The organism is Micromonospora sp. MH99, assembly GCF_021442385.1.
In the GTDB taxonomy this organism is placed as follows: Bacteria; Actinomycetota; Actinomycetes; order Mycobacteriales; family Micromonosporaceae; genus Micromonospora.
Genome location: NZ_MUZA01000041.1, coordinates 43,714 through 55,495, shown reverse-complemented (window position 1 = coordinate 55,495; position 11,782 = coordinate 43,714). Strand labels below are relative to the sequence as shown.

The window sequence follows — 11,782 nt, the reverse complement described above, 5'->3', positions numbered from 1 at the left end:
TACCGCGACAACGGCACCACCGTCACCATCGCCGACTCCGCCGACCCCAACACCGCCTCCTACCAGGTCACCGTCGAACACCTCGCCGACTGGATCGCCACCCGCGGCTACGCCACCAGCTGACCGTCGCACCAACGCACACCGAAAGGGCCGGACCCCGATCGTGGGGTCCGGCCCTTTCGGCATGCCCGGGGTCATTCGGCCGCGAAGCGCGCCTCCGCCCCGCGCCGAACGGCCCGGTTCCTCAGCCCACTTGCCCAGGACGTGAGCAGATCTTGGACAGTTTCCGTTAGCAGCTAACGGAAACTGTCCAAGATCTGCGGCGTTACGGTTGGACGACCGAGCCGACCCGCGGCGGCGCGGGTAGGGAAAGTCCCCCTTGGGCATCGGAGCCACATCAGCGCCGGCGTCGGCACGCACGACCGGCAGCTCGCGGCGCATGGCCCGACCGGGGCTTCGGTAGGCCACCGGCGGCCACGGCCCAGCCCGTGCGACGCAGCCCGTGCGGCCCAACCGGTAGGCCACTCGCGGCCACGGCGCAGCCCGTGCGGTCCAGCCCCCATGCGGCCCAGCCCATGCGGCCCAGCCGGTAGGCCACTCGCGGCCACGGCGCAGCCCGTACCGCCCAGCCCGCGCCGCCCAGCCGGTGCGGGTTAGCCGGTGCGGGTCAGCCGCCGGAGTCGTCCATCTCGGCGCCCTCGGGGACGGTGTCGTCGTCGCGGCTGGCCAGCCAGCCGTCCGGGAGGGAGACCTTGCCCGGCGAGTTGGTACGCCCGCGCGGCTGACCCAGGGCGGCCACCGGGAACGGCTCGGTCGGGTCGAGCTTGCCGAGCAGGTCGTCGAGTTGGGCGAGGCTCTCGATCATCGCCAGCGAACGGCGCAGCTCGCCGCCCACGGGGAAGCCCTTCAGGTACCAGGCGACGTGCTTGCGGAAGTCGGTGCAGCCGTCGCGCTCACCCCGCGCGGGGTTGCGGGCGCCGGCCACGAACTGGTCGACGAGCAGCTCGGCGTGCCGGCGCATGGTCACCGCCACCTCGCCGAGGGTGGGCAGACGCCGTTCGGGCCGGCCGGTGAAGGCGGCCTCCAGGTCGGCGAAGAGCCACGGCCGGCCGAGGCAGCCCCGACCGATCACCACGCCGTCGACCCCGGTGTGCGCGACCATCCGGAGCGCGTCGTCGGCCTCCCAGATGTCGCCGTTGCCGAGGACCGGCACGTCGAGGGCCTGCTTCAGGGTGGCGATCGCGTCCCAGTCGGCGGTGCCCGAGTAGCGCTGCGCGGCCGTACGCCCGTGCAGGGCCACCGCGGCGACGCCGGCGTCCTGGGCGGCGAGCCCCGCTTCGACGTACGTCAGGTGGTCGTCATCGATGCCCTTGCGCATCTTCACGGTGACCGGCACCCCGGAGGGTGCGGCGGCATCCACCGCGGCCCGCACCAGGCGGGCGAAGAGCCGGCGTCGCCACGGGAGCGCCGCTCCGCCGCCCCGCCGGGTGACCTTGGGGACCGGGCAGCCGAAGTTGAGGTCGATGTGGTCGGCCAGGTTGCGCTCGACGACGAGCCGCACGGCGGCGGCGGTGACCTCCGGGTCGGTGCCGTAGAGCTGGAGGCTGCGCGGCTGCTCGTCGTCGCCGAACGCGATCATGCGGAGCGTCTTCGGGTTGCGCTCGACAAGCGCACGGGTCGTGATCATCTCGCAGACGTAGATGCCGCCGCCCTGCTCGCGGCAGAGCCGGCGGAACCCGACGTTCGTGATGCCGGCCATCGGCGCGAGCACCACCGGCGGCGACACCTGGTACGGCCCGAGGGCCAACGGGCGCAGCACGGGAACGGTCGAGGCGGTCACCGCACAAGTGTACGGGGCCCCGACCGGCGCTTTCCGCGTCGGCCGGGGCCCCGTACCCACCGTCTCAGCAGCCGGGGAGGCGCTCGATCAGGTAGCGCTCGACCTGGTCCAGCGAGACGCGCTCCTGGCCCATGGTGTCCCGGTTCCGCACCGTCACGGCGTTGTCGTCAAGCGTGTCGAAGTCGACTGTCACGCAGAACGGGGTGCCGATCTCGTCCTGCCGGCGGTAGCGGCGGCCGATCGCCTGCGAGTCGTCGAACTCGACCACCCAGCGCTTGCGCAGCAGCGCGGCGAGGTCCTTGGCCTTGGGCGACAGTGCCTCGTTACGCGACAGCGGCAGCACTGCCACCTTCACCGGGGCGAGCCGCGGGTCGAACCGCATCACCGTGCGCTTGTCCACGCCGCCCTTGGTGTTCGGCGCCTCGTCCTCGTCGTACGCCTCCAGCAGGAAGGCGAGCACCGCGCGGGTCAGACCGGCGGCCGGCTCGATGACGTACGGCATCCAGCGCTCGCCCTTGGTCTGGTCGAAGTACGACAGGTCGACGCCGGAGTGCTTGCTGTGCGTGGAGAGGTCGAAGTCGGTGCGGTTGGCGACACCCTCCAGCTCGGCGAACTCGGTGCCGCCGAACTGGAAGCGGTACTCGATGTCGACGGTGCGCTTCGAGTAGTGCGAGAGCTTCTCGGCAGGGTGCTCGTACAGGCGCAGGTTGTCCGCCGAGAGCCCGAGGTCGAGGTACCAGTTCCAGCGCTCCTGGAGCCAGTACTCGTGCCACTGTTCGTCGGTGCCCGGCTCGACGAAGAACTCCATCTCCATCTGCTCGAACTCGCGGGTCCGGAAGATGAAGTTGCCCGGGGTGATCTCGTTGCGGAACGACTTGCCGGTCTGCGCGATGCCGAACGGCGGCTTCTTGCGGGCGACCGTCTCGACGTTCTTGTAGTTGACGAAGATGCCCTGGGCGGTCTCCGGGCGCAGGTAGTGCATCCCCTCGTCGCTCTCCACCGGGCCCAGGTACGTCTTCATCAGGCCGTTGAACATTTTCGGCTCGGTGAAGGTGCCCTTGTTGCCGCAGTTGGGGCAGTTGACCTCGGCGAGCGAGGTGGGCGCGTGGCCGTGCTTGGCCTCGTACGCCTCCTCGATGTGGTCGGCCCGGAACCGCTTGTGGCAGAACTGGCACTCGGTGAGCGGGTCGACGAACTCGGCGATGTGGCCGGACGCCTCCCACACCTTGCGGGCCAGGATCACGGCGGAGTCGAGGCCGACGACGTCGTCGCGCTGCTGGACCATGGTCTTCCACCACTGCCGGCGGACGTTCTCCTTCAGCTCCACGCCGAGCGGACCGTAGTCCCACGCCGATCGGGTGCCTCCGTAGATCTCGCTGGAGGGGAAGACGAAGCCTCGGCGCTTGGCGAGGCTGACGACGGCGTCGATACGGTCGGCTGGCATGTTTCCTCCTACGCCGGCTGGCGGTCGGCGGGGGCGAGATGTGGATGGATCGGTCGGTTCGGGCCAACGGTACGACCACCGGCGTCCCGAGCCCAGCAGAATACCGGGGGCGGGTCAGCTCACCCCGCAGACCTCCATGCCGCCGGTCTGACCGTCCTGGCCCAGGCTGACCTGCTGCCGCTCCCGGTCGCCGCCGTCGAGGGTCACGTCGACCGGGACCGTCAGGTTGGTGGTGTCCACCTCACCCACCCGGAACGCGGTGACCTGCGGCTCGGCGGCCGCCCGCCGCTCGAACTCGGGGCGGGACTCGCGCCGCTGCGCGTCGTCGCAGAGCTGGTCGTACGCCCGGCCGTAGTTTCGCTCGACGAGCGCCTGGTAGTAGTCGCCGGTCACCGTGCGGCCCTGCTCGCGTACCGCCTGCACGCCGCTCACGGCCAGGCCGACGACTGCCGTGCCTCCGCCGCCGCAGCAGAGCAGCACGGCGAGGGCGCCGACGCCGAGGCCGATCCAGAGCCGGGTCCGGCGGCCCTCGGTGGGCGGCGCGGCGAACGGCGGAGCCACACCGGGACCGGGCGGCGGGGCGGGTGCGGTCATAGGAGCAGGGTAGTGCCCGACGGCTCAGCGGTAAGGACCAGCGGCCCGATCACTCTCGGCTACCACCACTGCTCCCCCGGGCGCGGCGCTGGCCAGCGCCTCGTACGCGGACGGCTCGTCGACCGACTGGGCGAGCAACGGCACCGCGCTGACCTTGACCTCGAAGGCGCCGAGCGCCCGCCGGTAGGTGCCTACCGACTCCCACTCGGTGAGCAGCGTCCAGTACCGGGGGTCGTCCAGGGCCCGGACCAGTTGGCCGCGCAGGTAGCCGGGGCAGGCGGCCAGCGCGGTGAGGGCGGCGTGCGCCCGTTCGGTGAAGCCGTCGGCGACATCGACGTCGACCACGAACCGGTTGGTCACCAGCACCGGGGGTTCCTCCTCGTAGAGTCTGTGGGATGCAGCGTACGCAGCGCCCCCTGCTGGCCCGGTTGGCCGGGGCGAACCCGACGTCGGTGTTCCTGCTCACCCTGGTGGTGGTGCTGGTGGCGTTCTTCACGCCGGGGGTGGTCGGCGCTCTGCTGACGCTGGCCCTCGCCGCCGCCCTGATCGCCCTGTTGGCGACCACCTGGTCGGTTCAGGCGCCACAGACGCGGCTGATCCGGCTGCTGATGCTGACTCTCCTGATCACGGTGGGCCTGGCGAAGCTGCTCTGACATGCAAGCATGCGTTTTTGACAATCATTGTCGTTACCACGGACAGTTGGGGACATGACCAACCGCACCACGTCCCGCGTCCTGGCCGCCGCGACCGCCCTGCTCGCCCTGGGCGCCGTCGCCGGCTGCTCCACCAGCGGCGCGGCCGGCGCCGATCCCCAACGGGTCGACGTGGTGGCCGCGTTCTACCCACTCCAGTTCCTCGCCGAGCGCATCGGCGGTGACGCCGTCCACGTGACCAACCTGGCCAAGCCGGGCGCCGAGCCGCACGACCTGGAGCTGAGCCCCCGCCAGGTCGGTCAGGTCACCGAGGCCGAGCTGATCGTCTACCTGAAGGGCTTCCAGCCCGCGGTGGACGAGACTGTCGCGCAGGACGACGACGCCCCGGTGTTCGACGTGGCAGGCGTGCAGCCGCTGTTGGACGCGAGCGCCGGCGGCCACAACCACGAGGGCGAGGAGGAGCAGGGCGAGGAGCAGCACGCGCACGCCAAGGACCCGCACGTCTGGCTCGACCCGACCCGGCTCGCCGCCATCGGCGACCAGCTCGCCCAGCGGCTCGGCGAGGTCGACCCCGACCACGCCGCCGACTACACCGCCCGGGCCGCGGCTCTGCGTGCCGATCTGACGGCCCTCGACGGCGAGTTCACCCAGGGCCTCGCGACCTGCCAGCGGCGGGAGATCGTGACCAGCCACACCGCGTTCGGCTACCTGGCCGACCGCTACCGGCTCGAACAGGTCGGCATCACCGGGCTGAGCCCGGACGTCGAGCCCTCGCCGCAGCGGCTCGCCCGGGTCATCGAGGACGCGAAGGCGCACCAGGCCAGCACGATCTTCTTCGAGGCGCTGGTCAGCCCGAAGGTCGCCGAGACCATCGCCGGCCAGGTCGGCGCGAAGACCGCGGTGCTCGACCCGATCGAAGGACTCGCCGCAGGCAGCGGCTCGGACTACCTTTCGGTCATGCGTACCAACCTGCAGACCCTGCGGACGGCGTTGAGCTGCTCGTGAGCACTCCCGTCATCACCGTCGAGCACGGCGCGGTCGGCTACGACGGCCGCCCGGTGCTCCGGGACGTCTCGCTCACCGTGACCGCCGGGGAGGTGGTCGCCGTGCTCGGCGCCAACGGCTCCGGCAAGTCCACGCTGATCCGCGCGATCCTCGGCCTGGTGCCGCTCAGCGCCGGCTCGATCACCCTCTTCGACCGGCCGTTGCGCCAGTTCCGCCAGTGGCAACGCATCGGGTACGTCCCGCAGCGCCTCGGCGCCGGCGGAGGCGTGCCCGCCACCGTCCGCGAGGTGGTGGCGTCCGGCCGACTGGCCCGCCGGGGGATCCTGCGCCCGCCCGGCGCGGCCGACCGGGCCGCCGTCGACGCGGCCCTGCGCGCCGTGGGGCTCGCCGACCGGGCTGCCGACCCGGTGTCCACCCTCTCCGGCGGTCAGCAGCAGCGCACCCTGATCGCCCGTGCGCTGTCCGGCCGGCCGGAGCTGCTGATCCTCGACGAACCCACCGCCGGGGTGGACGCGGCCAGCCAGGAGGCGTTCGCGGGCGCGCTGCGCGACTTCGTCGCCGACGGCGGGACGGTGCTGCTGGTGGCACACGAGTTGGGCCCGCTGCGACCGGTGATCAGCCGGGCGGTAGTCGTCCACCAGGGCGGCGTCTGTCACGACGGTCCGGTTCCGGACCCGGCCGGCCACCACGCGGAGCCCGACCACGACCACGTGCACCCGCACGGTCCCGACGAGCCCGCCGGGCTGTGGAGCAACTGACCATGGAACTCTTCCAGTACCCCTACATGCAGCGCGCCCTGATCGGCGCGCTGGTGATCGGCCTGGCCGCGCCGGCGCTCGGCATCTACCTGGTGCAGCGCCGACTGACGCTGATCGGCGACGGCATCGGCCACGTGGCGTTGACAGGCGTCGGCGCCGGCCTGCTCCTCAACCGCTCGCCGGTGCTGGTGGCGGTGATCGTCGCCACGGTCGGCGCGATCGCCATCGAGGTGGTCCGCGCTCGCGGGCGGACGTCCGGTGACCTGGCCCTGGCGCTGCTCTTCTACGGCGGCATCGCCGGCGGCGTGCTGTTGGTCGGCCTCTCGGACGCGACAAGCGCCAACCTCAACGCCTACCTCTTCGGGTCGCTGCTCTCCACCTCGATGGCCGACCTGATCACCGTCGGAGTGCTCGGCGCGGCGATCCTGATCACCATGATCGTGCTGCGGCCGGCGCTCTTCGCGATCAGCCACGACGAGGAGTACGCCCGCGTGTCCGGCCTGCCGGTACGCACCCTCAACCTGCTGATCGCCGTCACCACCGCGGTCACGGTGACCATCGCGATGCGGGCCGTCGGGGTGCTGCTGATCAGCGCGCTGATGGTGGTTCCGGTGGCCACCGCCCAGCAGGTCACCCGGGGCTTTCGCAGCACGATGACCGCCGCGATGGCGCTCGGGTTCTTCGCCGCCGGGTCCGGCGTCTGGGTGGCGGCCACCGCCGACACCCCGCCCGGCGCCTCGGTGGTGCTGCTGGCGATCGCCTCGTTCCTGGTGGTGGCCGTGGCTGGCGCCGTCTGGCGGGCGGTGCGCCGCCGCACCGCACCGGCCCCCGTACCGGCGCCGGAACCACACGAGGTAGTGCTGCACTGAGCCTGATCGGCGGATGTCGGTGGTATTGGTTACCGTTGCAAGATGACCAGCGCAACAGGCTACGAGGGTTTCGACGGAGCCAGCGAGTTGCTCCGGGCCCTGTCGGCGCCCATCCGGCTGGCCATCGTCAGCGAGCTGGCCGGCGGCGAGCGGTGCGTGCACGAGCTGGTGGAGAAGCTGGGCGCGGCACAGCCGCTGGTGTCCCAGCACCTGCGGGTGCTGCGCGGCGCGGGCGTGGTGCGGGGCTCCCGCCGGGGCCGGGAGATCGCGTACAGCCTCGTCGACGAGCACGTCGCGCACATCGTGGCGGACGCGGTCAGTCACGCCGGGGAGGGATCATGAGCGAGAGCGGCGCGGCGGTGCGCAACACCCGGCAGCGCTCGGCGGTGAGCGCGCTGCTGGGCGAGATGGAGGGCTTCCACAGCGCCCAGGACCTGCACGCGATGCTCCGGCAACGCGGCGAACGGGTCGGCCTCACGACTGTCTACCGCACCCTGCAAGGGCTGGCCGACGCGGGCGAGATCGACGTGATGCGCCCGCCGGGCGGCGAGCACCTCTACCGCCGGTGCAGCGAAGGGCACCACCACCACCTGGTCTGCCGGGCCTGCGGACGTACGGTCGAGGTGGCCGGCCCTGCAGTGGAGAGCTGGGCCGACCGGGTCGCCGCGCAGCACGGCTACGCCGACGTCAGCCACACCCTGGAAATCTTCGGCACCTGCCCGGCCTGCGTCCGGTGACTAGCCTGGGGCCGTGTCAGACCTTCAGTTCAGGCCGGTGCAATCGGTAGGTAACGAAGCAGCCCTGCTCGACTGGCAGTACATCCACAATCTGATCATCCCCACGGCCGCGCTGTCGGTCGACGAGATCGTCGTGCGCGCCCAGCGGAACATCCTCGAGGTCGCGTACGTCGAGGGCTCGCCGGTGGGGTGCTCGACGGTACGACCCCCGGAATCCGACGCGGCGGCGGCGACCGTGATCGCACGGGTTCTGCCGGGACATCGCCGGCACGGCTACGGGGAGCAGGTCTACCAGCGAGGGCTGGCGAGGGCACGCGATCTGGGCGCACAGGTCATCGACACTGTCGTCCTGGCCTCCAACGACGACGGCCTGCGGTTCGCCCGACAGCACGGCTTCGTCGAGATCGAGCGGTACGTCCTGCCCGGTGACACCGTGCCGTTCGTGGACCTCCGGCTCGCCTGATCGCGGCGTGACAGGTAATCGCATCGTTCACGTCGGATCCTCCGGCAGCTGATCCGGCGGGTGCCGGTCCCGGCGCGTTCGTGGCACGCTGCTGGCGTGAAGATCTACGCCGATCGGTTTCCGACCGCCGTCCGACAGTTGCTCACCGACCTGCTCGTCGTCGCCTGGGTGTACGTCGCAATCCGCGCCGCGCTGTGGCTGCACGGCCTGGTGCAGAAGCTCGCCGTACCCGGGCAGAAGCTGGAGGGCGCCGGCGGTGGCCTCGCCGACAACCTCGCCGACGCCGGCGGCAAGGTCCGGCGGGTGCCGCTGGTAGGTGACGAGCTGACCGCGCCCTTCCAGCGGGCCGCCGACGCCGCCCGCGGGCTCGCCGACGCCGGCCGGGAGCAGCAGCACCTGGTCGACCAGCTCGCCCTCGCCCTCACCGTCGCGGTGCTGATCTTCCCGCTCGGGCTGGTGCTCTTCGGTTGGCTGCCGCTGCGGCTGCGGTGGATGCGCCGCGCCGGATCGGCCGCGAAGCTGGCTGCCGGGCCGGCCGGGCGGGATCTGCTCGCGCTACGCGCGCTGGCCACCCAGCCGCTGGGCCGGCTGACCCGGATCGCTCCCGACGTCGCCGAGGCGTGGCGACGCGGCGACGACGAGACTGTCGAGGCCCTGGCCGCGCTGGAGCTACGCCAACTCGGCCTGCGCAACAAAGGCCGCTAACCCACCCACACTCCGCACCCCGCACCCCGCACCCGCACCCGCGCCCGCACCCGCACCCGCACCCGCGATCTTGCAGATTCTGTCGCGGTATAAGGGGCAGAACAGGACAAGTCAGCGACCGAAAGTGCGAGATCGGCGAGATTGGTCGCGCCCCTCGGGGCGACGTTCCGCGTGGGGTGTGCCGTGCGGTGGCGCCGCGCCGACTCGCGACCTGCGGCGATCGGGCCGTTAAGGTCTTCGAGTGTTCTACTTCCTGATCGTCATCGCCGTACTGCTGCTCGGCTACGCCGCCGTCCTGGTCTCCCTCGTCCGCCGGGGCAGGAAGATCCCACCCGCGGCGTACCTCGCCCTGGCCGGGCTCAACGGTCTGATCCTGGCGGGGGTGCTGGCCTGGGCGGTCGCCCGCTGAACCCCACGCCGTGCCAAGCGGCGCCGTGCCGTGCCGTGCCGTGCGACGCCACGCCACGCCACGCCACGCCACAAGATCGTGCTCGAAGCATGAAGTAGTGGCCTCGCGGTCGGAGGGATGCCACTACTTCCAGGATCGAGCGCGATCTTGCGGTGCGATCGACACCACCAGCGCGGCGAGGATCGACGGGGACGCAGCGGGCGGGTCGGGAAAGGCTACGGCTTCGGCGGGATGCGGCGGCGGACGTCCTCGGCGGTGGACGGGCCGGGCGACCAGCGGGCCACCCAGGGCAACTCGTCGGACGGGGTGATGACCCCCTCCTCCAGGCCCGCGTAGCGGCCGGCGAGGATCCGCTTGGCGGCTGCGGTGTCGACGGAGTCGGTGTTGTCCCAGAGTGCCGTGAACAGAGCGTCCACCCGAACCCGGGCCTGCCGGCAGAACAGGTCAGCCAGCTCGACGTTCTCCGGTCGCGTGTCCCGCTCGGCGGACGCCCGGACGCAGACGGCGGACATCGCGAACAACTCCGCGCCGATGTCCACCACGCGCCCGAGGAACGCCTGCTTGCGCTCCATCTTTCCCTGCCAGCGGGACATCGCGTAGAACGTCGACCGGGCCAGCTTGCGCGACGACCGCTCCACCTGGCGTAGGTGCGCGGCCAGGGGGCCGAACTCGGCGTACGACGACGGGCTCTGGCCCTTGCCGACCGCGAGGGTCGGCAGCCACCTCGCGTAGAACGCGCCCGCACGGGCGCCGGCGCGGGCCTTGCGGCCGAGCCCCGCCTCCGGGTCGATGATGTCGCCGGCCACCGAGAGGTGGGCGTCGACGGCCTCACGGGCGATCAGCAGATGCATGATCTCGGTCGAGCCCTCGAAGATCCGGTTGATCCGCAGGTCGCGGAGCACCTGCTCGACGTTCGCCGGGCGTTCGCCGCGGGCGGCCAACGAGTCGGCCGTCTCGTAGCCGCGCCCGCCCCGGATCTGGATCAGCTCGTCGGCGATCTTCCAGGCCATCTCGCTGGCGTACAGCTTGACCAGCGCCGCCTCGATCCGGATGTCGTTACGGTCGTCGTCGGCGAGCAGGCAGCACAGGTCGAGCATGGTCTCCATGCCGTACGTGGTGGCGGCGATGAAGGAGAGCTTCTGGGCGACCGCCTCGTGCTCGCCCACCGGCCGGCCCCACTGGACGCGGTCGGCGGCCCAGCCCCGCGCGACGTTCAACGACCACTTGCCGGCGCCCACACACATGGCCGGCAGCGAGAGCCGACCGGTGTTCAGCGTGGTCAGGGCGATCTTGAGTCCCTTGCCCTCACCGCCGATGACGTTCTCCGCCGGCACGAACACGTCGTGGAACCGGGTCAGGCTGTTCTCCAGACCGCGCAGGCCGACGAACTCGTTGCGTCGCTCCACCGTGATGCCCGCACTGTCGCCGTCCACCACGAACGCGGTGATCCCGCCGCGCCGACCCTCGGCGGCGGGCACCCGGGCCATCACCACCAGCAGGGTCGCGACGATGCCGTTGGTGGCCCAGAGCTTGACCCCGTTGAGCCGGTAGCCGGTGCCGTCCTCGGTCGGCTCGGCGGTGGTGGCGAGCCGGGCCGGGTCGGAGCCCACGTCCGGCTCGGTGAGCAGGAAGGCGGAGACCTCGCCCGCGGCGAGCCGGGGCAGGAAGCGCTGCTTCTGCTCGGCGGTGCCGAACATCTTCAGCGGCTGCGGCACCCCGATCGACTGGTGGGCCGAGAGCAGCGCGCCGATCGCCGGGCTGACCGAGCCGGCCAGCATCAGCGCCCGGCAGTAGTGCAGGTTGCTCAGACCGAGGCCGCCGTACTTCCGGTCGATTTTCATGCCGAACGCGCCGAGGTCGGCGAGCCCGTGGAAGACGGAGTCCGGGATGGAGGCGTCGCGTTCGATGGCCGCGCCGTCCACTTCGGAGCTGAGGAAGGCGCGGAACCGACCAAGGAACTCCTCGGCGCGGGCCACGTCGTCCGGGTCGGAGCGCGGCCACGGGTCGATGAGGTCGAGCCGGAACCGGCCGAGGAACAGCTCCTTGCCGAAGCTGGGCCGATCCCAGGTGGACTCCCGGGCGGCCTCGGCGACCTGCCGGGCCTCCTTCTCGGAGACCTGCCCCGCCTCCGCCGGCAACGGCGCGGCACTACCGGCCGCAGTGCTGCCGGGCGCGGCGCTAACGGGCGCAGTGCCGCCGGGCGTGGCTTCGGAGTCGGGGCCGTCCGGTGCCGTTCGGCCGTTCTGCGTCGTGGTCACGGCTGCCCCCTCGAACCTCGGTTGCGGCTGCGTCGACGTGCGCGACT

General features: G+C 71.8%; 14 protein-coding genes and 1 pseudogene. 10 read left to right on the top strand and 5 right to left on the bottom strand.

What is annotated here, in order from left to right; genetic code table 11:
- Nucleotides 1-123, top strand: a pseudogene (locus B0E54_RS20815) (phytochelatin synthase); the annotation flags it as partial.
- A 544-nt stretch (nucleotides 124-667) separates the two neighbouring features.
- On the opposite strand, the gene dusB reads toward B0E54_RS20815, so the two are convergent.
- The 4 genes from dusB to B0E54_RS20795 form a co-directional block, all read right to left on the bottom strand.
- Entirely contained in the window at nucleotides 668-1,840 is a 1,173-nt protein-coding gene (gene dusB, locus B0E54_RS20810) for a tRNA dihydrouridine synthase DusB (protein ID WP_308195385.1), read from the bottom strand.
- Between the two features lie 64 nt (nucleotides 1,841-1,904).
- Nucleotides 1,905-3,284 (bottom strand): glycine--tRNA ligase, encoded by a 1,380-nt coding sequence (locus tag B0E54_RS20805; RefSeq protein ID WP_234587283.1) that lies wholly within the window; start codon nucleotides 3,282-3,284, stop codon nucleotides 1,905-1,907.
- Between the two features lie 114 nt (nucleotides 3,285-3,398).
- Entirely contained in the window at nucleotides 3,399-3,878 is a 480-nt protein-coding gene (locus B0E54_RS20800) for a hypothetical protein (RefSeq protein ID WP_234587280.1), read from the bottom strand.
- A gap of 24 nt (nucleotides 3,879-3,902) precedes the next feature.
- Nucleotides 3,903-4,244: an antibiotic biosynthesis monooxygenase gene (locus B0E54_RS20795; RefSeq protein WP_234587277.1), complete on the bottom strand. Its 342-nt coding sequence runs from the start codon at nucleotides 4,242-4,244 to the stop codon at nucleotides 3,903-3,905.
- Between the two features lie 29 nt (nucleotides 4,245-4,273).
- Between B0E54_RS20795 and B0E54_RS20790 the strand changes: the two genes are divergently transcribed.
- The 9 genes from B0E54_RS20790 (at nucleotide 4,274) to B0E54_RS20750 (ending at nucleotide 9,477) form a co-directional block, all read left to right on the top strand.
- Nucleotides 4,274-4,531, top strand: coding sequence for a hypothetical protein (locus tag B0E54_RS20790; protein ID WP_234587274.1), 258 nt, complete (start codon nucleotides 4,274-4,276; stop codon nucleotides 4,529-4,531).
- A gap of 54 nt (nucleotides 4,532-4,585) precedes the next feature.
- Entirely contained in the window at nucleotides 4,586-5,536 is a 951-nt protein-coding gene (locus B0E54_RS20785) for a metal ABC transporter solute-binding protein, Zn/Mn family (RefSeq protein ID WP_234587271.1), read from the top strand.
- Nucleotides 5,533-6,294 carry a metal ABC transporter ATP-binding protein gene (locus B0E54_RS20780; RefSeq protein WP_234587267.1) on the top strand — a complete coding sequence of 254 codons (762 nt, stop codon included), beginning with the start codon at nucleotides 5,533-5,535 and terminating at the stop codon, nucleotides 6,292-6,294. Before B0E54_RS20785 ends, B0E54_RS20780 begins: the two co-directional genes overlap by 4 nt.
- A gap of 2 nt (nucleotides 6,295-6,296) precedes the next feature.
- On the top strand, nucleotides 6,297-7,163 hold the full coding sequence (locus B0E54_RS20775; protein WP_234587265.1) for a metal ABC transporter permease: 867 nt from the start codon (nucleotides 6,297-6,299) through the stop codon (nucleotides 7,161-7,163).
- A gap of 42 nt (nucleotides 7,164-7,205) precedes the next feature.
- Nucleotides 7,206-7,505, top strand: coding sequence for a metalloregulator ArsR/SmtB family transcription factor (locus B0E54_RS20770; RefSeq protein ID WP_007463903.1), 300 nt, complete (start codon nucleotides 7,206-7,208; stop codon nucleotides 7,503-7,505).
- Nucleotides 7,502-7,900: a Fur family transcriptional regulator gene (locus tag B0E54_RS20765; protein WP_203150761.1), complete on the top strand. Its 399-nt coding sequence runs from the start codon at nucleotides 7,502-7,504 to the stop codon at nucleotides 7,898-7,900. The genes B0E54_RS20770 and B0E54_RS20765 overlap by 4 nt, the downstream gene beginning before the upstream one ends.
- A gap of 13 nt (nucleotides 7,901-7,913) precedes the next feature.
- A complete protein-coding gene (locus tag B0E54_RS20760; RefSeq protein WP_234587263.1) occupies nucleotides 7,914-8,363 on the top strand; it encodes a GNAT family N-acetyltransferase in 450 nt (149 codons plus the stop codon).
- Between the two features lie 96 nt (nucleotides 8,364-8,459).
- On the top strand, nucleotides 8,460-9,068 hold the full coding sequence (locus tag B0E54_RS20755; protein WP_234587261.1) for a hypothetical protein: 609 nt from the start codon (nucleotides 8,460-8,462) through the stop codon (nucleotides 9,066-9,068).
- A gap of 241 nt (nucleotides 9,069-9,309) precedes the next feature.
- Nucleotides 9,310-9,477 (top strand): hypothetical protein, encoded by a 168-nt coding sequence (locus tag B0E54_RS20750; RefSeq protein WP_234587259.1) that lies wholly within the window; start codon nucleotides 9,310-9,312, stop codon nucleotides 9,475-9,477.
- Between the two features lie 215 nt (nucleotides 9,478-9,692).
- Here B0E54_RS20750 and B0E54_RS20745 read toward each other — a convergent pair whose 3' ends face one another.
- Nucleotides 9,693-11,735, bottom strand: a complete 2,043-nt coding sequence (locus B0E54_RS20745) for an acyl-CoA dehydrogenase family protein (protein WP_234587256.1) — start codon at nucleotides 11,733-11,735, stop codon at nucleotides 9,693-9,695.
- Nucleotides 11,736-11,782: the final 47 nt, after the last annotated feature.

What these genes read in the sequence shown, in the direction of transcription:
- B0E54_RS20805 (WP_234587283.1), bottom strand. Translation starts at nt 3,284, where the DNA reads ATGCCAGCCGACCGTATCGACGCCGTCGTCAGCCTCGCCAAGCGCCGA.
- B0E54_RS20800 (WP_234587280.1), bottom strand. Translation starts at nt 3,878, where the DNA reads ATGACCGCACCCGCCCCGCCGCCCGGTCCCGGTGTGGCTCCGCCGTTC.
- B0E54_RS20785 (WP_234587271.1), top strand. Translation starts at nt 4,586, where the DNA reads ATGACCAACCGCACCACGTCCCGCGTCCTGGCCGCCGCGACCGCCCTG.
- B0E54_RS20770 (WP_007463903.1), top strand. Translation starts at nt 7,206, where the DNA reads ATGACCAGCGCAACAGGCTACGAGGGTTTCGACGGAGCCAGCGAGTTG.
- B0E54_RS20775 (WP_234587265.1), top strand. Translation starts at nt 6,297, where the DNA reads ATGGAACTCTTCCAGTACCCCTACATGCAGCGCGCCCTGATCGGCGCG.
- B0E54_RS20765 (WP_203150761.1), top strand. Translation starts at nt 7,502, where the DNA reads ATGAGCGAGAGCGGCGCGGCGGTGCGCAACACCCGGCAGCGCTCGGCG.
- B0E54_RS20790 (WP_234587274.1), top strand. Translation starts at nt 4,274, where the DNA reads ATGCAGCGTACGCAGCGCCCCCTGCTGGCCCGGTTGGCCGGGGCGAAC.